The sequence below is a fragment of the Cupriavidus malaysiensis genome (assembly GCF_001854325.1).
In the GTDB taxonomy this organism is placed as follows: domain Bacteria; phylum Pseudomonadota; class Gammaproteobacteria; order Burkholderiales; family Burkholderiaceae; genus Cupriavidus; species Cupriavidus malaysiensis.
This window is the reverse complement of record NZ_CP017754.1, coordinates 3,769,663-3,792,007: the sequence shown is the minus strand read 5'-3', so window position 1 is coordinate 3,792,007 and position 22,345 is coordinate 3,769,663. Positions and strand designations below refer to the sequence as shown.

At 68.7% G+C, this 22,345-nt stretch carries 20 protein-coding genes and 1 pseudogene; 17 read left to right on the top strand and 4 right to left on the bottom strand.

Features of this window, described 5'->3' with window-relative positions; genetic code table 11:
* Positions 1–120 precede the first annotated feature (120 nt).
* Positions 121–303, bottom strand: coding sequence for a hypothetical protein (locus BKK80_RS17145; protein WP_071037956.1), 183 nt, complete (start codon positions 301–303; stop codon positions 121–123).
* 23 nt (positions 304–326) lie between these two features.
* Between BKK80_RS17145 and BKK80_RS35645 the strand changes: the two are divergent.
* Positions 327–535, top strand: a pseudogene (locus BKK80_RS35645) (ferritin-like domain-containing protein); the annotation flags it as partial.
* Between the two features lie 102 nt (positions 536–637).
* Here BKK80_RS35645 and ppc read toward each other — a convergent pair.
* Positions 638–3,721 (bottom strand): phosphoenolpyruvate carboxylase, encoded by a 3,084-nt coding sequence (gene ppc / locus BKK80_RS17140; protein ID WP_071070303.1) that lies wholly within the window; start codon positions 3,719–3,721, stop codon positions 638–640.
* Between the two features lie 71 nt (positions 3,722–3,792).
* On the opposite strand from ppc, the gene hemC reads away from it, so the two are divergent.
* From hemC to BKK80_RS17125, 3 genes are read left to right on the top strand one after another with little or no spacing between them, the layout of a single operon-like run.
* The gene (gene hemC, locus BKK80_RS17135; RefSeq protein WP_071070301.1) at positions 3,793–4,827 is read left to right on the top strand and encodes a hydroxymethylbilane synthase; all 1,035 of its coding nucleotides are present in this window, start codon (positions 3,793–3,795) and stop codon (positions 4,825–4,827) included.
* A gap of 10 nt (positions 4,828–4,837) precedes the next feature.
* A complete protein-coding gene (gene hemDX / locus BKK80_RS17130) occupies positions 4,838–6,904 on the top strand; it encodes a fused uroporphyrinogen-III synthase HemD/membrane protein HemX (RefSeq protein WP_071037959.1) in 2,067 nt (688 codons plus the stop codon).
* A 3-nt stretch (positions 6,905–6,907) separates the two neighbouring features.
* Positions 6,908–8,098 (top strand): heme biosynthesis HemY N-terminal domain-containing protein, encoded by a 1,191-nt coding sequence (locus tag BKK80_RS17125; protein WP_071014948.1) that lies wholly within the window; start codon positions 6,908–6,910, stop codon positions 8,096–8,098.
* Positions 8,099–8,110: 12 nt separating this feature from the next.
* On the opposite strand, the gene BKK80_RS17120 is transcribed toward BKK80_RS17125, so the two are convergent.
* Positions 8,111–9,637 carry a cryptochrome/photolyase family protein gene (locus BKK80_RS17120; protein WP_071037960.1) on the bottom strand — a complete coding sequence of 509 codons (1,527 nt, stop codon included), beginning with the start codon at positions 9,635–9,637 and terminating at the stop codon, positions 8,111–8,113.
* Between the two features lie 188 nt (positions 9,638–9,825).
* Between BKK80_RS17120 and BKK80_RS17115 the strand changes: the two genes are divergently transcribed.
* From BKK80_RS17115 to BKK80_RS17085, 7 genes are all read left to right on the top strand, one after another.
* Positions 9,826–10,533, top strand: coding sequence for a 16S rRNA pseudouridine(516) synthase (locus BKK80_RS17115; RefSeq protein ID WP_071038546.1), 708 nt, complete (start codon positions 9,826–9,828; stop codon positions 10,531–10,533).
* A gap of 115 nt (positions 10,534–10,648) precedes the next feature.
* Positions 10,649–11,221: a YqgE/AlgH family protein gene (locus tag BKK80_RS17110; RefSeq protein WP_071016544.1), complete on the top strand. Its 573-nt coding sequence runs from the start codon at positions 10,649–10,651 to the stop codon at positions 11,219–11,221.
* The gene (gene ruvX / locus BKK80_RS17105; protein WP_071014942.1) at positions 11,214–11,678 is read left to right on the top strand and encodes a Holliday junction resolvase RuvX; all 465 of its coding nucleotides are present in this window, start codon (positions 11,214–11,216) and stop codon (positions 11,676–11,678) included. Before BKK80_RS17110 ends, ruvX begins: the two co-directional genes overlap by 8 nt.
* A 69-nt stretch (positions 11,679–11,747) precedes the next feature.
* Positions 11,748–12,281: a bifunctional pyr operon transcriptional regulator/uracil phosphoribosyltransferase PyrR gene (pyrR, locus tag BKK80_RS17100; protein ID WP_071014940.1), complete on the top strand. Its 534-nt coding sequence runs from the start codon at positions 11,748–11,750 to the stop codon at positions 12,279–12,281.
* Between the two features lie 78 nt (positions 12,282–12,359).
* Complete coding sequence (locus BKK80_RS17095) at positions 12,360–13,331, top strand: aspartate carbamoyltransferase catalytic subunit (RefSeq protein ID WP_071014937.1); 972 nt, start codon at positions 12,360–12,362, stop codon at positions 13,329–13,331.
* Between the two features lie 73 nt (positions 13,332–13,404).
* Positions 13,405–14,679, top strand: a complete 1,275-nt coding sequence (locus BKK80_RS17090) for a dihydroorotase (protein ID WP_071037961.1) — start codon at positions 13,405–13,407, stop codon at positions 14,677–14,679.
* A gap of 12 nt (positions 14,680–14,691) precedes the next feature.
* Positions 14,692–15,522, top strand: coding sequence for a lysophospholipid acyltransferase family protein (locus BKK80_RS17085; RefSeq protein WP_071070299.1), 831 nt, complete (start codon positions 14,692–14,694; stop codon positions 15,520–15,522).
* A gap of 49 nt (positions 15,523–15,571) precedes the next feature.
* On the opposite strand, the gene BKK80_RS17080 is transcribed toward BKK80_RS17085, so the two are convergent.
* On the bottom strand, positions 15,572–16,420 hold the full coding sequence (locus BKK80_RS17080) for a symmetrical bis(5'-nucleosyl)-tetraphosphatase (protein ID WP_071070297.1): 849 nt from the start codon (positions 16,418–16,420) through the stop codon (positions 15,572–15,574).
* A 237-nt stretch (positions 16,421–16,657) separates the two neighbouring features.
* Between BKK80_RS17080 and rfbB the strand changes: the two genes are divergently transcribed.
* The 6 genes from rfbB (at position 16,658) to BKK80_RS17050 (ending at position 22,342) form a co-directional block, all read left to right on the top strand.
* Complete coding sequence (rfbB, locus tag BKK80_RS17075; protein ID WP_071070295.1) at positions 16,658–17,722, top strand: dTDP-glucose 4,6-dehydratase; 1,065 nt, start codon at positions 16,658–16,660, stop codon at positions 17,720–17,722.
* Positions 17,712–18,629 carry a dTDP-4-dehydrorhamnose reductase gene (gene rfbD, locus BKK80_RS17070; RefSeq protein WP_071070293.1) on the top strand — a complete coding sequence of 306 codons (918 nt, stop codon included), beginning with the start codon at positions 17,712–17,714 and terminating at the stop codon, positions 18,627–18,629. Before rfbB ends, rfbD begins: the two co-directional genes overlap by 11 nt.
* A 10-nt stretch (positions 18,630–18,639) precedes the next feature.
* Positions 18,640–19,518 carry a glucose-1-phosphate thymidylyltransferase RfbA gene (rfbA, locus tag BKK80_RS17065; RefSeq protein WP_071037966.1) on the top strand — a complete coding sequence of 293 codons (879 nt, stop codon included), beginning with the start codon at positions 18,640–18,642 and terminating at the stop codon, positions 19,516–19,518.
* Positions 19,519–19,526: 8 nt separating this feature from the next.
* On the top strand, positions 19,527–20,081 hold the full coding sequence (gene rfbC, locus BKK80_RS17060) for a dTDP-4-dehydrorhamnose 3,5-epimerase (RefSeq protein WP_071037967.1): 555 nt from the start codon (positions 19,527–19,529) through the stop codon (positions 20,079–20,081).
* A 73-nt stretch (positions 20,082–20,154) separates the two neighbouring features.
* Positions 20,155–20,976: an ABC transporter permease gene (locus BKK80_RS17055; protein WP_071037968.1), complete on the top strand. Its 822-nt coding sequence runs from the start codon at positions 20,155–20,157 to the stop codon at positions 20,974–20,976.
* Complete coding sequence (locus tag BKK80_RS17050; RefSeq protein WP_071037969.1) at positions 20,966–22,342, top strand: ABC transporter ATP-binding protein; 1,377 nt, start codon at positions 20,966–20,968, stop codon at positions 22,340–22,342. Before BKK80_RS17055 ends, BKK80_RS17050 begins: the two co-directional genes overlap by 11 nt.
* Positions 22,343–22,345 lie beyond the last annotated feature (3 nt).

Genomic DNA, 22,345 nt, shown 5'->3' with positions numbered 1-22,345 from the left:
GGCGCCGGCACGAAGCCCGGCAGGCGGCGGAAATTGCGGAAAGCGCGATTATATCGCCGTGGCCGGCCGCCATCGCGCCCACCGGAGAAAGGAGATGCAGCGAAGGCCAGCCGCGCGCGCTCAGAGCGCGCTGTCGATCACCTGGCCCTGGAAGACGATCGGGCCGCTCGGATCATCGGGGCTGGGCGAGCCTGCCGGCGGCTCGATGCTGACGGCCAGCGCGGGCGGGCGCTCCAGGGCAGGCAGCGCCCAGAGCTGCAGGGCCCGCGCGGGATCCAGGGAAAGGTGCTCCAGGCGCCTCACCACGGTTTCCCCGGCACGGGCGTTCGCAGCTCAAGACGCCGGCCGATGTGCTGCGCTTTGCCGCCGGCTGGAAAAAGGCGCGACCGCGGCCTAGCTGGGGGTGCTGCCCAGCTTCCACAGCCGGCACCTGGCCAAGGCGGCCGGCAGCATCCTGGGCGACGAAGCCATGCACCGGGCCATCCTGCTGTCCGCGCTGGGCGAGGACCCGGTGCCAGGGGCTTTCGTGGATTGAGGGCGCGCCCGCCGCCGGGGGGGGCTGCAAGGCGCATGGGGCAGGGCCCGGCGCCCCCGGTCCGCTTCCTTGCCGGGGCGGGGGCGGGCCGGGGATCTTGCGTCAGCCTGTGTTGCGCAGGCCGGCCGCGACGCCGTTGATGGTCAGGTGGATGCCGCGCCGGACGCGGATATCGTCGCCGTCCTTGCCCGAGCGGAAGCGCTTGAGCAGCTCGACCTGCAGGTGGTTCAGCGGATCGAGGTAGGCGAAGCGGTTCTTGATCGAGCGCGCCAGCAGCGGGTTCTCCGCCAGCCGTTCCTGGCGGCCCGTGATCAGCGCCAGCATCTCGCAGGTCAGGTGCCATTCGGCGCTGATGCGCGAGAACACTTTCTTGCGCAGCGCCGCGTCATCGCACAGCTGGGCGTAGCGCGAGGCCACCGCCAGGTCCGTCTTGGACAGCACCATGTCCATATTGGACAGCAGCGTGGAGAAGAACGGCCATTGCTTGACCATGCGCCGCAGGGTACCCAGCGCAGCCTTGTGGGCGCGCTCGTCGGCGCAGCCGTCGAGCATGGCCTTGACCGCGCTGCCGAAGCCGTACCAGCCAGGCAGCAGCAGGCGGCACTGGCCCCAGGAGAAGCCCCAGGGAATGGCGCGCAGGTCTTCGATGCGGCGGCCTTTCTTGTCCATCAGCTTGCGCGAAGCCGGCCGCGAACCCAGGTTCAGGTCGGCGATCTCGGTGATCGGCGTGGTGGAGAAGAAGTAGTCCTTGAAGCCCGGCGTCTCGTAGACCAGGTCGCGGTAGGCGCGGAAGGCGTGGTCGGACAACTGCTGCATTGCCGCCTCGAAGGCGGCCAGGTCCTTGGGAGCGTTCTGTGTCGGCAGCAGCGAGGCCTCCAGCGTGGCGGCGATCACCGTCTCCAGGTTGCGCCGGCCGATCTCGGCGTTGGCGAACTTGCTGTTGATGATCTCGCCCTGCTCGGTCAGGCGGATCTGGCCGTTGACCGTGCCTGGCGGCTGCGACAGGATGGCCTGGTAGGTCGGGCCACCGCCGCGTCCGACGGTGCCGCCGCGGCCGTGGAACAGGCGCAGCTTGACCTTGCGCGCCTCGAACAGCTGGACCAGGGCCAGCTCGGCCTGGTAGAGCTCCCAGTTCGAGGTGAGGAAGCCGCCGTCCTTGTTGGAATCCGAATAGCCCAGCATCACTTCCTGCTCGCCGCCGTGGTGGGCCAGCACCGAGGCGAAGCCCGGCAGGTCCAGCAGCGACTGCATGATGCCGGCGGCATTGCGCAAGTCCTCGATGGTCTCGAACAGGGGGATCACCATCAGTTCCATGCGCGCCGGGTCGCGCCGGTCGCCCAGTGCGCCGGTCAGCAGGCCGGTTTCCTTCTGCAGCAGCATCACCTCGATCAGGTCGGACAGCGTCTCGGTGTGCGAGATGATGTAGTTGCGCGCCACGCGCTTGCCGTAGCGGGCACGCAGTTCGCGCGCCTTGGCGAAGATGGCCAGCTCGTTGCGGGTCTGCTCGGAATAAGCGTGCCAGGGCAGGGTCAGCAGGCGCGGCTGGCGCAGTTCGGCGAGCAGCAGCTCGAGCTTGCGCGCCTCGGGCAGGGCGGCGTAATCGGCCTCCACCCCGGAGGTGGCGAACAGCTCGGCAACCACCGCCTCGTGCACGTCGGAGACCTGGCGCATGTCGATCGAGGCCAGATGGAAGCCGAAGATGTCGATGGCGCGCGCCAGCGCGTCGATGCGGGTGCGCGCCAGTGCCTCGCCGTGGTGGGCGCGCAGCGAATCGATCACCACCTGCACGTCGGCGGCCAGCGCCTCGGCATTGGCGTATGGTTCGGCGTCGGCCACCGGGTGGCGCGGCGCGGCGTGGCCTGTCAGGGCCTGGCTGGTGGCGGCAAGGCGCGCGTAGATGCCGATCAGCGCGCGGCGGTAGGGCTCGTCGGCGCGGTGTTCGGAGCGGTCGGGCGAGGCTTCGGCCAGGGCCAGCAAGGCGGGGCTGGCCTCCACCATCAGGCTCGACATCGACAGTTCGGCGCCCAGCGCGTGCAGCTCGTCGAGATACCACTCCAGGATCAGCATCGACTGCTGCCGCGCCGCGTAATTCAGCGTCTCGGCGGTGACGTTGGGATTGCCGTCGCGGTCGCCGCCGATCCACGTGCCCATCTGGAAGAAGGGCGGCAGCCGGCGCGCGGGGACATTGCCCTGGCCCTTGCGGGCGGCCGGGAAGGCCTTGGCGATATCGTCCTCCAGCTCGCTGACGAGTTGCGGGATGCCGCGCAGGAAGGTCGTGCGGTAGTACGACAGCGCGTTCTCGATCTCGTCGACCACCATCAGGCGCGTGTTGCGCAGCATGCGGGTCTGCCACAGCGTGGTCACGCAGGCGCGCAGGCGCGCCGTGTTCTGTTCGCGCTCACGCGCGGTCATGGGCAGGTCGCGCTCGGCCAGCAGGCGGGCGATCTCGCGTTCGGCGTCGAGGATGCTCTTGCGCTGCACCTCGGTCGGGTGGGCGGTCAGCACCGGCACGATCAGTGCCTCGTCGAAGAACTTGCGCAGTGCCTTCCCGGTCACTCCGGCGGCATCGATATCGGCCAGCGCGCGCTCCAGGCTGCCCGGCTGCGGTGGCGAGCCGGCCAGCGCGTGCACGCGGCGGCGGCGGTTGTGGTGCTGGTCCTCGGCGATATTGGCCAGGTGCGAGAAGTAGCTGAAGGCGCGTACCACCGAGTTGGTCTGGTCGCGCGACAGCCGCTTGAGCAGGCGGTCGAGTTCGGCACCCGCGGCGCGGTCGTTCTCGCGGCGGAAGCGCACCGCGGTCTGGCGGATGGTTTCGACCACGTCGAAGGCCGCCTCGCCTTCCTGCTCGCGCAGGCAGTCGCCGAGCAGGCGGCCGAGGAAGCGGATGTCCTCGCGCAGCGGCAGGTCCTTGTCGGCGCTGCGGCGCGCAGCGGAGCCGGTGGTGCCTTCCACTGCGGCACGGGTCGCGCCGGCAGCCTTGCCGATCGACGCCGCATTGGCGGCGGGTGTCTTACCGGTCACCTTGGCGGTGGTCGCCGTGCCGCTTGCCTTGGCGGATTTCGCTGTCCTGCGGCGCGGGGAGGGTTTGGATTCCTGGGGGTCGGCGGGTTGGCCGGAAGCGGGGGCGGGGCTACGGGCGGCCGAGGCGGCTCCTCGGCCGGCGGGGCGCGCAGCGGGCTGCGTCATGCAATCTCCTCGTGGTCTTCTGTGATCTGTCGGCGCCGGGTGGCGCAGGGGGTGCGTGCTACCATTGCCGGATGCATGCATCCGCCACCCCGCCGTCTACCACCGATACCGCAACTGCTGTGCCGCGCAAGCTCGTGATCGCCTCCCGTGAAAGCCGTCTGGCACTCTGGCAGGCCGAACATGTGCGTGCTGCGTTGCAACAATACTACCCCGCGTGCGATGTGTCCATTCTGGGCATGACCACGCGCGGCGACCAGATTCTAGACCGGACTCTGTCCAAGGTCGGCGGCAAGGGCCTGTTCGTCAAGGAGCTGGAGGTGGCGATGGCCGAGGGCCGTGCCGACCTGGCGGTGCATTCGCTCAAGGACGTACCGATGGAACTGCCGGCGGGCTTCACCCTGGCGGCGGTGATGACACGCGAGGATCCGCGCGACGCGCTGGTCAGCGAGCGCTTCGCCTCGCTCGCAGAGATGCCGCCGGGCACCGTGGTCGGCACCTCCAGCCTGCGCCGCGAAGCGGCCCTGCGCGCGCGCTACCCGCATCTGGAGATCCGGCCGCTGCGCGGCAATCTCGACACGCGCCTGGCCAAGCTGGACCGCGGCGACTACGGCGCCATCATCCTGGCCGCGGCAGGCCTCAAGCGGCTCGGCCTGGGGGCACGCATCCGTGCGCTGCTGGCACCGGAAGATTCGCTGCCCGCCGCCGGGCAGGGGGCGCTGGGCATCGAGATCCGCGCCGACCGGCCCGGGCTGGCCGCCTGGCTGGCACCGCTCAACGACAAACCCACGTTCCTGGCGGTGACGGCCGAGCGGGCCGTCTCGCGCGCGCTCGGCGGCTCCTGCCAGGTGCCGCTGGCCGCCCATGCACGCTGGGACGGCACGCAGCTGCGCCTCGATGCCTTCGTCGCGCTGCCGGACGGCACGCGCTGCCTGCGGGCGAGCGCGGCCGGTCCGGCCGCCAGCGCAGCGGAGGCCGAGCGCCTCGGCGCCGGCGTGGGCGATGAACTGCTGGCGCAGGGGGCCGGCGACATCCTGGCCGCGCTGGCCGATCCGGCCGGCCCGGCCGGTTCCGCCGCTGCCCCTGCCCCTTCCGATTCCCCCACCTGAGGTTCGTCGCATGCCTCGCCCGACCGTCGTCGTGACACGACCCGCCGGGCAGTCCCGGCACCTGACCGAGGCCTTGCAGGCCGCGGGCCTGGACGTGCTGGGCTTCCCGCTGCTGGCGATCGGGCCGGCCGCCGACCCGGCACCGCTGCGCGCCGCACTGGCCCGGCTGGCCGACTTCGCGCTGGTGGTCTTCGTCAGTCCGAACGCGATCAGCCATGCGCTGGACGCGCTGGCCGAAGTGCAGGGCGCGGCCGTGCCGCAATGGCCGGTGGGCGTGCCCATCGCGGTGGTCGGGCCCGCCAGCGTCGCGGCACTGGCGCAGCGTGGCATCGGCGCGCCGCGCGAGCAGGTGATCGCGCCGGCGGGCGCCGCCGACGGCGGCGCGGACGACAATGGCCCGGGCGAGCACGCGGCCCAGGGCGGCGAGGCCGCCGACGCGCCGCGCTTCGATTCCGAGGCACTGTGGGCGCAGCTCGGCAGCGCGCTCGACCTGGCGGCGCTGGCCGGGCGCGAGGTGCTGCTGGTGCGCGGCAACGGCGGGCGCGACTGGCTGGCCGAGCGCTTGCGCGAGGCCGGCGCCGAGGTGCAAGCGGTCGAAGCCTACCGGCGGGCCGTGCCCGAGCCCGGCCCCCTGCAATGGCAAGCGGTGCGGGACGGCCTGCGTCCCGGTGCGCCGCCGCAGGCCTGGCTGCTGACCAGCTCGGAAGCGGTGCGCAACCTCGATGCCCTGGCGCGCCAGCACCTGTCGCCGCAGGAACTTGCCTGCCTGCACCAGGTGCAGTGCATCGCGCCGCATGCGAGAATTGCCGAACAGGCCGGCGCACTGGGCTTCGCACGGCTGCTGCGCGCGGCGCCCGGGGACGACGGCCTGCTGGCCGCCTGCCGGCAGTGGGCCGAATCCTATGCGGGCCCGCCCCAGCCCGCGCCGGCAGCGCAGCCGCTGTCGGCAACCTCCATCAAGGTCGAACGCGTGACGCAAGACAACCCGTCCTCCACCGCATCCGTTCCCGGCTCCGCGGCCGCGCCGCCGGCCGCCGGCAGTTCCCGGGCCAATCCCTGGTGGCTGCTGCTCGTGGTGCTGCTGCTGGCTACCGGCGGCGGCTTCTGGTGGCTTCAGCAGCGCATCGACCACCTGACCCAGGAACTGGCGCGACGCCAGCAGAGCAACGACGCGCTGGTGCAGGAGTCGCGCGTGCTGACGCGCAATGCGCAGGACACCGTCAAGGACCTGCAGGGCAAGGTGGGCGGGTTGGAAGGCGAGGTCGCCGAGACGCGTGACAAGCAGGCCGCCCTCGAGCAGGTCTACCAGGACCTGATGCGCAACCGCGACGACTGGGAGATCGCTGAGATCCAGCAGTTGCTGACCAATGCCGGTCAGCAACTGCAGTTCACGGGCAACGTGCAGGTCGCGCTGGCCGCGCTGCAGAGCGCCGACGCGCGCCTGGCGCGTACCGACAAGCCGCAGTACAACCTGCTGCGCCGGGCCCTCGCGCGCGATATCGCCCGCATGAAGGCGGTGCCCGATACCGACCTGACCGGCGCCGCGATCAAGCTCGACGAAGCCATCAACCAGGTCGACGCGCTGCCGCTGCTGTCGAGCGAGCGCATGCTCGAGCGCAGCGAAGCCGACGCGCGCAAGGCTGCCCGCAAGGCAGCGAAGGACGGCGGCCCGGGCGGCCCGGCGACGCCGGCCCAGCAGGCCGGCCATGCGATCGCCGGCTGGTTCGGCGGCCTGTGGGGCGACCTGCGCGAGGAACTCGCCAGCGTGGTGCGGGTGCGCCGCGTGGACGACGCTGAGGCCCTGCTGCTGTCCGGCGACCAGGGCTGGTTCCTGCGCGAGAACGTCAAGCTGCGCCTGCTCAACGCGCGCCTGGCCCTGCTGTCGCGCAACGAACCGGTGTTCCGCAACGACCTGGCGGCGGCGCAGGCCATGATCGCACGCTACTTCGACGGCCACGCGCGCCGTGTCCAGGGTGTGCAGACCCTGCTCAAGCAGGCGCAGGCCGGCGCCGTCACGGTACAGCTGCCGACCATGGCCGACAGCCTCGGCGCGCTGCACGCGCTCAAGAAGGAGTAGCGCATGCGGCTTCTGTTCTGGGTGGCGCTGCTGTTCGGCGGCGCGGTCGGCCTGGCGTTGTTCACGCAGTTCAACCAAAGCAATGTGGTGCTGTTCTACCCGCCGTACCGGGTCGAGCTGTCGCTGAACCTGGCGCTGGCACTGCTGCTGCTGGTCTTCTTCGTGCTGTGGACGCTGTTCTCGGCGGCGCGGCACCTCTCGGAAATGCCGCGCCGTGCCGCTGCCTACCGTGAGCGCAAGCGCATGTCGGGCGCCCAGGCGGCGCTGCGCGAGGCCATCGAGAACCTGTTCGCGGGCCGCTTCGCCCGCGCCGAGCGCGCGGCACGGGAAGCCCAGGCATGGCCCGCGCAGGCACAGACGGCGGCACTGATCGGCGCGCGCGCGGCGCACCGCATGCAGGAGTCGGAGCGGCGCGACAAGTGGATGGAGCAGGTCACCGATCCGGAGCGCGAGCAGGCCCGGCTGGTGTCGATGGCCGAGCTGCTGGTCGACGCGCGCGATGCCGAGGGCGCGCTGGAGACCATCGCGCAGCTGCAGGCCCAGGGCGGGCGGCAGATCCACGTGCAGCGCATCGCGCTGCGCGCCCACCAGCACCTGAAGAACTGGTCCGAAGTGCTGCGCCTGGCGCGCGCTCTGGAGAAGCGCAACGCCCTGCACCCGGTGCTGGCGCTGCGGCTCAAGCAGATGGCCTGCGAAGCGATGCTGGAGGAACGGCGCCAGGATGCCGAGGCGCTGCAGGACTTCTGGCGTACCCTGTCGGCCGACGAGCGCCGCGCGGTGCGCATCGCCGAGCCGGCGGCGCGCTATTTCGCCGCGCTGGGCAAGCAGGACGAGGCGCGCAAGATCGTCGAGGAAGCGCTCAAGGTGAACTGGGATGCGCGCCTGGTGCAGCGCTACGCCGAGTGTGCGGCGCCTGGCCAGGCCCTGCCGCTGATCCAGCAGGCGGAGAAATGGCTGGTCCAGCATCCGGCCGACGCCGACCTGTACTACACGCTGGGCGTGCTGTGCCTGGGCGAGCAACTGTGGGGCAAGGCGCAATCCAACTTCGAGCGCGCGCTGAAATATGCCGATACGGCGCAGCAGGTGCGGCTGCGCGTGCGTTCCCACCTGGCGCTGGGGCGTCTGTTCGAAGAAACCGACCGGCTCGAGGAAGCGCAGCGCCACTACCGCGAAAGCGCGATGCTGGCGGCCTGAGCGCCATCCGCTTCATGCCTGCGCGCCGGTGCCGGCCGCGCGGGCCTTGACCACCGCATAGCGCTCCAGCGTCTGCCTGCGCGCGACATCGTGCTGCACGATGGGGCGCGGATAGGTCTCGCCCAGGCGCACGCGCGCCGCGGCCAACACGTCGTCCGGCGCGGTCCACGGTGCATGCAGGTACTTGTCCGGCAGCGCCGCCAGCTGGGGCAGGTACTTGCGGATGAAGCGGCCCTGCGGGTCGAACTTCTGCGATTGCGTGACCGGGTTGAAGATGCGGAAGTAGGGCTGCGCATCGCAGCCGCTCGACGACGCCCATTGCCAGCCGCCGTTGTTGGCCGCCAGGTCGAAGTCATTGAGCCGGTCGGCGAACAGCTGCTCGCCGCGCCGCCAGTCGATCCCCAGGTCCTTGCACAGGAAGCTGGCGCTGACCATGCGCAGGCGGTTGTGCATGTAGCCACTCTGCGCGAGCTGGAGCATGGCGGCATCGACGAGCGGGTAGCCGGTGCGGCCATCGCGCCAGGCAGCGAAGTAGTCGTCGGCGAGCGGGCCGTCGAGCCAGCGGATGGCGTCGTAGGCCGGATGGAAGCTGCGGCCCTGCGCCACCTGCGGATGGTGGTGCAGGATCATGAAGTAGAACTCGCGCCAGATCAGTTCCGACAGCCACACAGCGGCGCCGTCGGCATCGGCGCCGCCGCGCAGCGCTGCCTCGTGTGCGGCGCGCGCCAGGGTGCGGATGGAGATGGTGCCGAAGCGCAGGTGCACCGACAAGTAGCTGGGGCCGCGCAGGGCGGGAAAGTCGCGGCGGCGGCCGTAGTCGCCGAGGCGGGCGAGAAAGTCGTCGAACAGGGCATGGGCCCCCTCGCTGCCGGGGGGCAGCGGCAGGGCGGCCAGGTTGGTCGGGGCGAAGCCCAGCGCTGCCAGCGATGGCAGCGGGCCGGCATGCCCGTCCGCCGGCGCCAGCGCGCCCAGGTAGGGCGCAACCGGGTAGGGCCGCAGGTCGAACGGCTGCAGGGTCTTGAGCCAGGCGTTCTTGTACGGTGTGAAGACCCCGAACGGCCTGCCCTGACCGTTCAGGATCTCGTCCTCCTCGAATACCACCTGGTCCTTGAAGTGGAAGAGGGCGCGCGATTGCGCGGCCAGCGCCGCGGCGACCGCCGCGTCACGCGCGCGGGCGGAAGGTTCGTAGTCGTGGTTGGCGAAGACCGCTTCGGCATCCAGTTCGCGGGCCAGTGCCGGCAGCGCCTCGGCCGCGCGCGCATGGCGCACGATCAGGCCGCCGCCTGCGGCCCGCAGCGCGGCATCCAGCGCGCGCAGCGAGGCCAGGATGAACGCCACGCGCCGGTCGGCCTGCAGGCCGCGGGCGAGCAGGGGATCGAGGATGTCCCGGTCGAGCACGAACACGCACCATACCCGCGCGCAGTGCTTGAGGGCATAATGCAGCGCCGCATGGTCGTCGAGGCGCAGGTCACGGCGAAACCAGACCAGGCCGCGCGCAAAGCGGCGGCCGATCCGATAGGGCTGTCGTGTGGTGGACATGGTCGGTGGCAGCTAGTGTTTCGTGACAACGCATCGCGCGACTGATCGGCGGACTGAGTCAACGAATTTGGGATTCAGGACGCCAGGCTGTCGGCGATGGGCCCGATAACCTACCATAGTGCCGTTGGCGCCGAGGTGCGCCGCGGTTGGCTTTTCCCTGGGGGCGATGGCTCCCGCATGACGACATGATGACACTCGACCGTATTCTCCAATCCCAAGGCTTCGGCACGCGCCGCTACTGCGGCGACCTGGTCTATGCCGGCCTGGTCGAGGTCGACGGCGAGGCCTGCGACGACCCGCGCGCGCGCTTCGAGCCGGAGGGACTGCGCCTGGTGGTGGACGGCGAGGCCTGGATCTGCCACGTCAAGGCCTACCTGATGCTGAACAAGCCGGCTGGCTACGAGTGCTCGCAGCGGCCGCTGCACCATCCCAGCGTCTACACGCTGCTGCCGGTGCCCTTGCGCGAGCGCGGCGTGCAGGCCGTGGGCCGGCTCGACCAGGACACCACCGGCCTGCTGCTGCTGTCCGACGATGGCCAGTTCATCCATGCCCAGACCTCGCCCAAGCGCAAGGTGCCCAAGGTCTACGAGGTGACCACCGCCGAGCCGGTGACGCTGGCGCAGATCGAGGCGCTGCGCAACGGCGTGCAGCTCGATGACGAACCGGCGCCGCTGGCGGCGGCCGACTGCATGGGCACCGGCGAGCACAGCATGCGCCTGACGCTGGTGCAGGGTAAGTACCATCAGGTCAAGCGCATGGTGGTGGCCGCCGGGAATCACGTGACCGCCCTGCACCGCAGCGCGGTCGGGCCGGTCAGCCTCGATCCCGGCCTGGCGCCGGGCGGCTGGCGCTGGCTGCACGCCGAAGAAGTCGCGCAGCTGACGCGCAAGGATTGAGGGCGCGTCCCGCCCTTGCGCAACCCACTCCATCCCGGAACCGAACCCGGCCGCGCGGCGGCATTGACGCCAAAGTTTTACAGAACAAGCGCGGCGATTTGATAAAATGCAAGGCATGGCGAAGCCCGAAGCCCAGATCAATCTGACCAATCAGTTCCTGATTGCCATGCCAGGCATGGCCGATCCGACCTTTGCGGGTTCCGTCGTCTATGTGTGCGAGCACAACGAACGTGGCGCCCTGGGCCTGGTGATCAACCGGCCCATCGATATCGACATGGGCACGCTGTTCGACAAGATCGACCTCAAGCTCGAGATCCAGCCGGTCGCCAGCCAGCCCGTCTATTTCGGCGGGCCGGTGCAGACCGAGCGTGGCTTCGTGCTGCACGACCCGGTCGGCCGCTATGTCTCTTCGCTGACCGTGCCCGGCGGCCTGGAAATGACCACCTCCAAGGACGTGCTGGAAGCTGTCGCCAATGGCGACGGGCCAAGGCGCTTCCTGCTGACGCTGGGCTATTCCGGCTGGGGCGCCGGCCAGCTCGAGGAAGAGTTGTCCCGCAATGGCTGGCTGACCGTCCACTCCGATCCCGAAATCATCTTCAGCATTCCTCCCGAGGAACGCTTCGCCGCCGCCATCCGCCTGCTGGGCATCGACCTGACCATGCTCTCGGGTGAGGCCGGGCATGCCTGAGCAGCCGGGCCTTGGCCGGCCCCGCGACGGTACCGTGCTGGCTTTCGACTACGGCGAGCGCAAGATCGGCGTTGCCCTGGGGAATTTCGTCACGCGCGAGGCGCGCGCCCTGACCATCCTCCCGAATCTGACCGTGGACGGCCGCTTTGCGGCCGTCGCCGCACTGATCGCGGAGTGGTCGCCGGTCCAGCTGGTGGTGGGCATGCCGCTCAATCCCGACGGCGGCGAGCAGCCGTCGATGCGGCTGGCGCGCCGCTTCGGCAACCAGTTGAACGGCCGCTTCGGGCTGCCGGTGAGCTGGGTCGACGAACGCTACACATCGCGCCTGGCGCAGATGGCCGGCGCGCGTCCGGGTGCCCTCGACGCGGAGGCCGCCCGCATCATCCTGCAGCAATATTTCGACCAGCCGGAGGCATGCGAGCGGCCTGACATGCCGCCCGACCGGGGCGGCGCCTGACGGTCGCGCGCCGCTGCCTGCCGAATCTGCGCCTGACCCGCCGATCCGAATACCGACAACCATCCCGCCATGACCCAGTCCTCCACCCCCGACGCCGAAGTGCTCTATCGTTCGCTGCGCGACCAGGTCCAGGCCCTGCTGCCCGCGGCCCCCGAGGCCCGCGCGCAATGGGGCGTGGCCGGCATCCACTCCGGTGGCGCCTGGATCGCCGAGCGCCTCGCCGCCGACCTCGGGCTGGCGGGCCACGGCGTGGTCAATGTCGCCTTCCACCGCGACGACTACGCCAAGAAGGGCCTGCACAGCCAGGCCCAGCCAACCACGCTGCCGTTCGAGGTGCAGGACCGCAACGTATTGCTGATCGACGACGTGCTGGCGACCGGCCGCACCATCCGCGCGGCCGTCAATGAACTGTTCGACTACGGCCGGCCGGCCCGTGTGGTGCTGGCCGCGCTGGTCGACCGCGGCGGTCGCGAGCTGCCGATCGCCGCCGACATCGTGGCCGAGCGCCTGGAACTGCCGCGCGAACGCACGCTGGTGCTGTCGCGCCAGGGCGAGGGCGCCGGCATGCGCTTCGCCTTCGCCACCGAGGCTGCCGCCAGCTGATGTCCCACCGCGCCCGGCCGACGCTGCCGGTGCGCCGAAGAAGAACCCGACCCGATTCCTGCCCAGGTCCGACCCGCCATGACCAAGATGTTCCGCAACCCGCAGCTGACCAAGAATGGTGAACTGAAGCACCTCTTGTCGATCGAGGGGCTGTCGCGCGAGATGATCACCCACATCCTCGACACCGCCAGCCAGTTCGTCTCCCTCTCCGATTCCGACCGTGAGGTCAAGAAGGTGCCGCTGCTGCGGGGCAAGAGCGTGTTCAACCTGTTCTTCGAGAACTCGACGCGCACCCGCACGACCTTCGAGATCGCCGCCAAGCGCCTGTCGGCCGACGTGCTCAACCTGAACATCAACGCTTCGTCGACCAGCAAGGGCGAATCGCTGCTGGACACCATCAACAACCTGTCGGCGATGTCCGCCGACATGTTCGTGGTGCGCCACGCCAGTTCGGGTGCGCCCTACCTGATCGCCGAGCACGTCGCGCCCCATGTGCACGTGATCAACGCGGGCGACGGCCGCCATGCGCACCCGACGCAGGGGCTGCTCGACATGTACACCATCCGTCACTACAAGAAGGACTTCACGCAGCTGACGGTGGCGATCGTGGGCGACATCCTCCATTCGCGCGTGGCCCGCTCCGACATCCACGCGCTGACCACGCTTGGCGTGCCCGAGCTGCGCGCCATCGGCCCGCGCACACTGCTGCCCTCGGGGCTGGAGCAGATGGGCGTGAAGGTCTTCCACGACATGGAGGCAGGCCTCAAGGGCGTCGACGTGGTGATCATGCTGCGGCTGCAGAACGAACGCATGAGCGGCGCGCTGCTGCCCTCGGCGCAGGAGTACTTCAAGGCCTACGGCCTGACCCCGGAACGCCTGGCGCTGGCCAAGCCGGACGCCATCGTGATGCACCCCGGTCCGATGAACCGCGGCGTCGAGATCGATTCCGCCGTGGCCGACGGCCCGCAGTCGGTGATCCTGAACCAGGTCACCTTCGGCATCGCCGTACGCATGGCCGTGATGGGCATCGTGGCGGGCAACAACGACTGAAGCAGCAGCGAGGCCGCGCCGCACAGGGCGCGAGGCGCAAAGCGAACATAGCGAACACAGCAAGCGACGCGATATGAAGATTCACATCAAGGGTGGCCGCCTGATCGACCCGGCCGGCAACATCGATGCCCGCCAGGACCTGTACATCGCCGCCGGCAAGATCGTCGGCGTGGGCGATGCCCCGGCCGATTTCCATGCCAACAAGACCATCGACGCCAGCGGCCTGGTCGTTTGCCCCGGACTGGTCGACCTGTCGGCGCGCCTGCGTGAGCCGGGCTACGAATACAAGGCCACGCTGGAATCCGAGGTGGCCGCCGCCGCCGCGGGCGGCGTCACCAGCCTGGTGTGCCCGCCCGATACCGATCCCGTGCTCGACGAGCCTGGCCTGGTGGAAATGCTCAAGTTCCGCGCCCGTACGCTGAACCAGACCCATGTCTACCCGCTCGGCGCGCTGACCCTGGGCCTGAAGGGCGAAGTGCTGACCGAGATGTCGCAGCTGACCGAGGCCGGCTGCGTCGGCTTCAGCCAGGCCGAGGCACCCATCCACAACACCCAGGTGCTGCTGCGCGCACTGCAATACGCACAGACCTTCGGCTTCACGGTCTGGCTGCGCCCGGAGGACCCCTTCCTGGGCGGCGGCGTGGCGGCCAGCGGGGCGGTCGCCTCGCGCCTGGGCCTGTCGGGCGTGTCGGTGTTCGCGGAAACGGTGCGCCTGCACACCATCTTCGAACTGCTGCGCGCCACCGGCGCCCGCGTGCACCTTTGCCGCCTGTCCACCGCGGCGGGCCTGGAACTGGTACGCCAGGCCAAGCGCGAAGGCCTGCGCGTGAGCTGCGACGTCAATATCCACCACGTCTCGCTGACCGATGTGGACATCGGCTACTTCAACGCGCAGATGCGTTTCACGCCGCCGCTGCGCAGCGCGCGCGACCGCGACGCCATCGTCGCCGCCCTGGCCGACGGCACCATCGACGCGCTGTGCTCGGACCACACCCCGGTGGACGACGACGAGAAGCTGCTGCCCTTCGCCGAGGCAACGCCGGGCGCCACCGGCCTCGAACTGCTGCTGCCGCTGACGCTGCGCTGGGCGCGCGAGCACAAGGTGCCGCTGGCGCAGGCGCTGGCCCGCATCACCAGCGAGCCGGCGCGCGCGGTCGGCCTGCCGGCCGGCACGCTGGCCGTCGGTGCCGCCGCCGACGTGTGCCTGTTCGATCCCGAGCAGGCCTGGAAGGTGGAGCGACGCTCGCTCAAGAGCCAGGGCAAGAACTCGCCGTGGCTGGGCTACGAGATGCAGGGCAAGGTGCGCACGACGCTGGTCGGCGGCCACATCGTGCACGACGCGCACTGACGGGCGACGATCATGGTCTGGCTGCGCAAGCTGGGACTGGTGCTGCACCTGGTGCGGGGGGCACTGACCTGCGCGCTGCTGTTCCCCTGGTTGGGGCCGGCCGCGCGCCAATGGCACATCCGGCGCTGGTCGCGGCGCCTGCTGCGCCTGTGCGGCATCACGGTCGAGCTGCAGGGCGAGCCGCCTGCGACCGGCGCGGGCCATGGCGCGATGGTGGTGTGCAACCATATCTCGTGGCTGGACATCTACGTGATCAACTGCTGGCAGCCGGTGCGCTTCGTCGCCAAGTCGGAGATCCGCAGCTGGCCGCTGATCGGCTGGCTGTGCCAGCAGACCGGTACCATCTTTATCGAGCGCGGGCGCAAGCGCGACGCACATCGCGTGCTGCACGACATCACCGGGGTGATGCGGCAGGGCGACCTGGTGTGCGTGTTCCCCGAGGGCACCACCAGCGACGGCAGCAGCGTGCTGCCTTTCCACGCCAACCTGATGCAGGCCCCGCTCTCGGCCGGCTTGCCGGTGCAGCCCCTGGGGCTGGCTTATCTCGATGGCGCCACGCGGCAGCCGACCCTGGCGCCGGCCTATATCGGCGACCTCAGCCTGCTGCAGTGCCTGAACGCGGTGTTGTCCGCGCCCCCCATCGTCGCGCGCCTGTCGTTCGCCCCGGCCCTGCATGCCGCCTCGGCCAGCCGGCGCGAGCTCGGTGAAGCCGCGCGCGAGGTGGTCATGCACCTGACCCAGGGCGCGCACGAGCAGGCCCATGGCGTGGCCGCACGGGTCAATGGCATGACTGCGGCGGGCACCACGCCCGACGGCGAGGCCGTGCCGGCGCCAGCGCGCTGAAGCGGACTGCGAGGGCCCGCCGCTCCGCCCGGCGCCACCGTGCCGGGACTTACGCCAGCGGGTCGCAGTAAGGCGGGCAGTCCACCTGCACGAGGTCGCGTGCCGACGGGTCGTGCGCCAGGCGCACGGCGCTGAGCCGGCCTCCCCAGACGCAGCCGGTGTCCAGCGCCAGCAGGTTCGGCCGCATCACCAGTCCCAGTGTCGACCAGTGGCCGCAGACGACGGTCACATCGCTGCTGCGCCGCCCTGGCACCTCGAACCAGGGCATGAAGCCCTGCGGCGCACCGTCGGCGCCTTCCTTGGTCTTGAAGTCCATCACGCCCTCCGCGCTGCAGAAGCGCAGGCGTGTCAAGGCGTTGACCACCACCCGCTGCCGTTCGATGCCGCGCAGGCCGTCCTGCCAGCGATCCGCCGTGTTGCCGAACACGTTGGCGAGGAAATCCTGCCAGCCCGGGCCCTGCAGCTGCTTCTCGACCTCGCGGGCCAGTTCCAGCACCTGCGTGGCCGTCCACTGGGGCAGCACGCCCGCATGCACCAGCAGGAAGCCATCCTCTTCCAGGGCGAGCGGCTGATGGCGCAGCCAGTCCAGCAGGGCGTCGCGGTCGGGCGCCGCCAGGATGTCATCCAGGGTGTCACTGCGTCCCTTCTTGCGCACGCCGGCGGCGACCGCCAACAGGTGGATATCGTGGTTGCCGAGCACAGTGCGGGCGCGCGCGCCGAAGCCCTGGATGGCCCTTAGGGTCTGCAGGGAGGCGGGGCCGCGGTTGACGAGGTCGCCGACGAAGCGCAGGGGAGCATCCTCCGGAAGTCGGTTGAGCAGCACATTGAGGGAAGGCAGGCATCCCTGGAGGTCGCCGATGGCGAAGGGGCGGCCGGTTGGGGTGGGCGAGGCGGGCATCGAGAAAGGCCAGAATAGAGCGGGTTATTGTTTGGATGTAGCGACAATAAGTCAGTGTTGCGTTACAACATGGTACAAAAAGTTAGGGGGGTACAGCAGGAGGGGACTGCCTGTCAGATAGAATACCGCCACTTCCAAGCACAAACGGATCCCCGCCAACCCACAATGGAATATGGCGGACGCCCGGCTTTGGCCGGGTTCTCGAACATATATATCGATAGGCAGGGAGCAAAAGAGTTGTCCTATATCTTCGTAACGGGCGGGGCGGGGTTCATCGGTGCGAACTTCGTGCTCGGCTGGCTGCGTGACGCAGGCGCGGATGCCGTCGTCAACATCGACAAGCTGACCTACGCAGGCAACCGCAAGACGCTCGCCTCGCTGGAAGGCGACGCACGCCATGTGTTCTCGCAGACCGATATCTGCGATCGCGAGGCGATCGACCGCCTGTTTGCTGCCTACCGTCCGCGCGCGGTCGTGCATTTCGCCGCCGAGAGCCATGTGGACCGCTCCATCCATGGCCCGGCCGAGTTCATCCAGACCAATATCGTCGGCACCTTCACGCTGCTGGAGGCCACGCGCGCCTACTGGGGCGCGCTCGATGCCGATGCCAAGGCGGCCTTCCGCTTCCTGCATGTCTCCACCGACGAGGTGTTCGGCTCGCTGAGCCCCACCGACCCGCAGTTCTCGGAGACCACGGCCTACGCGCCCAACAGCCCGTACTCGGCCTCCAAGGCGGCCTCAGACCATCTGGTGCGCGCCTACCACCACACCTACGGGCTGCCGGTGCTGACCACCAACTGCTCGAACAACTACGGCCCGTACCACTTCCCCGAGAAGCTGATCCCGCTGATGATCGCCAACGCGCTCGCGGGCAAGCCCCTGCCGGTGTACGGCGACGGGCTCAACGTGCGCGACTGGCTCTATGTGGGCGACCACTGCGCGGCCATCCGCGAAGTGCTGGCACGCGGCCGCCTGGGCGAGACCTACAACGTCGGCGGCTGGAACGAGAAGACCAACCTCGACGTGGTGCACACCCTGTGCGACCTGCTGGACGAGCTCAAGCCGCGCGCGGCCGGCTCCTACCGGGATCAGATCACCTTCGTCAAGGACCGCCCGGGCCATGACCGGCGCTACGCCATCGACGCCCGCAAGCTCGAGCGCGAGCTGGGCTGGAAGCCGGCCGAGACCTTCGAGACCGGCCTGCGCAAGACCGTGCAGTGGTATCTGGACAACCAGGCCTGGGTGCAGGATGTGATGTCGGGGGAATACCGCAACTGGGTAGCCAAGCAATATGCAGCTTAAGGCTTCCCGCATCCCCACACTCCTTGTCACCGGTTGTAACGGCCAGGTCGGATTCGAGCTGCGCCGCAGCCTCGCGCCGCTGGGCCGGGTGGTCGCACTGGACCGCTCCGGCTGCGACCTGTCGCGTCCGGACGAGATCCGCCGGCGCGTGCGCGAACTGCGGCCGGACGTGATCGTCAACCCGGCGGCCTACACGGCGGTGGACAAGGCCGAAGCCGACGCCGAGACGGCCTTCGCCATCAATGCGACCGCGGCCGGCGTGCTGGCCGAGGAAGCCAAGGCGCTCGGCAGCCTGCTGGTGCACTACTCGACCGACTACGTCTTCGACGGCCGCAAGGAAGGCCCCTACGTCGAGACCGATGCGGTAGCGCCGCAGTCCGTCTACGGCAAGAGCAAGCTGGCCGGTGAACTGGCCGTCGCGGCGACCGGCGCGGCGGCGCTGGTGCTGCGCACCTGCTGGGTGGCCGGCGCGCATGGCGGCAACTTCGCCAAGACCATGCTCAAGCTGGCGCGCGAGCGCGACAGCCTGCGCGTGATCGCCGACCAGTTCGGCGCGCCCACCACGGCCGCATTGATTGCCGACGTGACCGCGCAGATCATCGCGCGGCACTGGCTGTTCGGCGAGCGCGCAGAGTTTGCCGGCGGCATCTACCACCTGGCCGCGGCCGGAGAGACGAGCTGGCATGGCTACGCCAGCGAGGTGGTCCGCTATGCCGCCGCCAAGGGCGTCGAACTCAAGGTGGACCCGGCGGCCATCGAGGCGATCCCGGCGACCGCCTACCCGCTGCCGGCGCCGCGCCCGTCCAACTCGCGGCTGGATACGGGCAAGCTGCGCGAGACCTTCGGCATCTATCTTCCGGATTGGCAGCAGGGTGTCCATCTCCTGCTCGATCAGATCCTTACCTGACCAGAACACCATGCGCAAAGGCATTATCCTGGCCGGTGGCTCCGGCACCCGGCTTTACCCCATCACGCGGTCTGTCTCCAAGCAACTGCTGCCGGTGTACGACAAGCCGATGATCTACTATCCGCTGTCCACGCTGATGCTGGCAGGGATCCGTGACATCCTGGTGATTTCCACGCCGGAAGACACGCCGCGCTTTGCGGACATGCTGGGCGATGGCAGCAAGTGGGGCATCAACCTGCAGTACGCGGTGCAGCCCAGTCCCGACGGGCTGGCGCAGGCCTTCATCATCGGCCGTGACTTCATCGGCAACGATCCGTCCACGCTGATCCTGGGCGATAACATCTTCCATGGGCATGACCTGGTGCGCCAGCTGGAGAGTGCCGCCGGCCAGCAGGCAGGCGCCACCGTGTTCGCCTATCACGTGCACGATCCGGAGCGCTATGGCGTGGTGGAGTTCGACGAGGGTTTCCGTGCGCTTTCGCTTGAAGAAAAGCCGCAGAAGCCGCGTTCGAACTACGCGGTTACCGGACTTTACTTCTATGATCGACAGGTTTGTGACATTGCTGCCGATATCAAGCCGTCAGCCCGCGGCGAGCTCGAGATCACCGATGTCAATAAGCACTACCTGGCGCTGGGGCAACTCGACGTGGAGATCATGGGCCGTGGCTATGCCTGGCTGGACACCGGCACGCACGACTCGCTGCTGGAGGCGGCCAGCTTCATCGCCACGCTGCAGAACCGCCAGGGGCTGATGGTGGCTTGCCCGGAGGAGATCGCGTACCGCAGCAAATGGATCAGCGCCGAGCAGGTGGCGGCGCTGGCGGCGCCGCTGGCGAAGAACGGATATGGGAAGTATCTGCAGCGCATAGTCTCGGAAACGATCAAGTAAGCCACGTCATGAACCTGAAAGCCATCGCCACCGCGATACCCGAGGTGCTGGTCCTCGAGCCGAGAGTATTCGGCGACGACCGCGGGTTTTTTTTCGAGAGTTTCAATTCCAAGGCGTTTGAAGCCGCTACCGGCCTCAAGCGCGAATTCGTCCAGGACAATCATTCTCGTTCCGTGCGCAACGTATTGCGTGGCCTGCATTATCAGATCCAGCATCCGCAAGGAAAGCTGGTGCGCGTGGTCGCCGGCGAGGTTTTCGATGTGGCCGTCGACCTGCGCAAGAGCTCGCCTACCTTCGGCAAATGGGTCGGCGCGATGCTGTCGGCCGAGAACAAACGGCAGCTGTGGGTGCCGGAGGGTTTCGCCCATGGTTTCGTGGTGACCTCGGAATCGGCAGAGTTCCTGTACAAGACCACTGACTATTGGTACCCGGAGCATGAGCGCAGCCTGGCCTGGAACGATCCCGCGCTGGGGATCCAATGGCCGCTGGCTGGCGGCGAGCCCGTGCTTGCGGCCAAGGACGCGGCCGGAAAGCGCCTGCCCGATGCCGAGGTATTCGCATGATCCTGCCATCCCGAGCACGTGGCGCCGGTGACTGCCGCCAGGTCCCGATGACGAGCCGGCGGGGGCACCGCTCATGAAGGAGAAACCCAGCCTGCACCCGCTGATCGTGGTGCAGTCCGTTGTGGCGAACCGCAGCATCATCACCCAGTTCGTCAAGCGCGAGGTCGCCGGCCGTTACAAGGGATCGTTCCTGGGACTGCTGTGGACCTTCATCAATCCGCTGCTGATGCTGCTGATCTACACCTTCGTCTTCGGCGTGGTGTTCAAGTCGCGCTGGCGCCCGACTTCGACCGATCACCTGGAGTTCGCCGTGGTCATGTTCGCCGGGGTGCTGGTGCACGGCCTGATCGCCGAGTGCCTGCAGCGCGCGCCGACCCTGGTGGTGAACAACCCGAACTTCGTCAAGAAGGTGGTATTTCCGCTTGAGACATTGCCCTGGATTGCCATCGGCTCGGCACTGTTCCATACGCTGGTGGCATCGGTGATCCTGATCGGCGCGATCTTCATCTGGCAGGGCCACCTGCCGCTGACCGCGCTACTGGTGCCGGTGGTGCTGCTGCCCTTCGTGATCCTGATTGCCGGCCTGGTGTGGCTGCTCGCTTCGCTTGGCGTTTACCTGCGCGATCTCGGGCAGGTGATGGGCATCGTCACGTCGCTGCTGATGTTCATGGCACCGGTGTTCTATCCGCTGCAATCGGTGCCGGAGCGGTTGCGCCCGCTCTTGTACCTGAATCCGATCACCTTCATCGTCGAGCAGATCCGCAACGCCGCGATCTGGGGAAACGGCATCGACTGGCTGGGCTGGCTGCTCTACCTGGCCGTCGGCTACTGCGTGGCATGGGGCGGACTGGCCTGGTTCCAGAAGACGCGCAAGGGGTTCTCCGATGTCCTCTAAGTCCGTGATTCGCGTCGACAAGCTGGGCAAGCGCTACGAGATCTACGCGCAGCCCAAGGACCGCCTCAAACAGATGGTCGTGCCGCGCCTCAAGCGCATGGTCGGCATGCATCCGCCGGAGTATTTCCGTGAATTCTGGGCTCTGCGCGGCGTCAGCTTCGACGTCCAGCAGGGCGAGACCGTTGCGATCATCGGCCAGAACGGCTCGGGCAAATCGACCCTGCTACAACTGGTGTGCGGCACGCTTTTCCCAACCTCGGGCGAGGTCAGCGTCAGCGGCCGCATCGCCGCGCTGCTCGAACTGGGGGCCGGCTTCAACCCGGAGTTCACCGGTGAGGAGAATGTTTACCTGAGCGGGCTGCTATATGGCATCGAGCAGGACGAACTCGCCAAGCGCTTCGATTCCATCGTTGCTTTCGCCGAGATCGGTGACTTTATCAACCAGCCGGTGAAAACCTATTCCAGTGGCATGTATGTGCGGCTGGCATTTGCCATCGCCGCGCACGTCGATGCCGATGTGCTGGTGGTGGACGAAGCGCTCTCGGTGGGGGACGTGCGCTTTACGCAGAAGTGCATGCGTTTCCTGCGGGAGTTCCAGAAGACCGGCACGCTGCTGTTCGTCAGTCATGACGTGGGGGCGGTGACCAGCCTGTGTTCGCGCGCGATTTGGCTCGACCATGGCGAGCTGAAGATGGACGGCAACGCCAAGGAAACCGTCGAGGCATACCTGGCGGAGCAGCATGCGCTGGACCGCGGTGCGCTTGGCGTGTCCGTCAAGGTCGGAGCCGCCAAGCAGAGGAAGCCACGCAAGAAGACCGAGCTCGATGTGGTGGACGCCCGCTGGGAGAAGCTCCGCGCGCAAGGGGGCGGCACGCAGATCGAAGTATTCGAGTTTGATCCCGAGCAGGCTGACAGCGAGTTCGGCGCACGCGGTGCGTCCATCGTCGATGCCGTGCTGGTGGACGAGCATGGCGAGCAACTGAAGCTGGTCCACGGCGGCGAGCTGGTCGAGCTGCGCATCACTGCCGAGCTCCATGCCGCGCTGGATGGCCTCATTTTCGGCTTCTACCTGAAGGACCGGCTGGGCCAGCGTCTGTTCGGCGACAACACCTTCCTGGCCACGCTCGAAGACGCCCTGTCAGGTGAGGCCGGCAAGCGTTATCGCGCGTCCTTCCTCTTCCGTATGCCGACCTTGCCGGTCGGTGCCTATTCCGTGGATGCAGCCGTCGCTTCGGGCACGCAGCAAGACCATACACAGCAGCATTGGGTGCACGACGCTCTGACCCTGCGCGCGGTGGACAGCTCCATGCGGCATGGACTGGTCGGTATCCCGATGCTCGACATCGCAATTTCTGAGGAAGAATAGTCA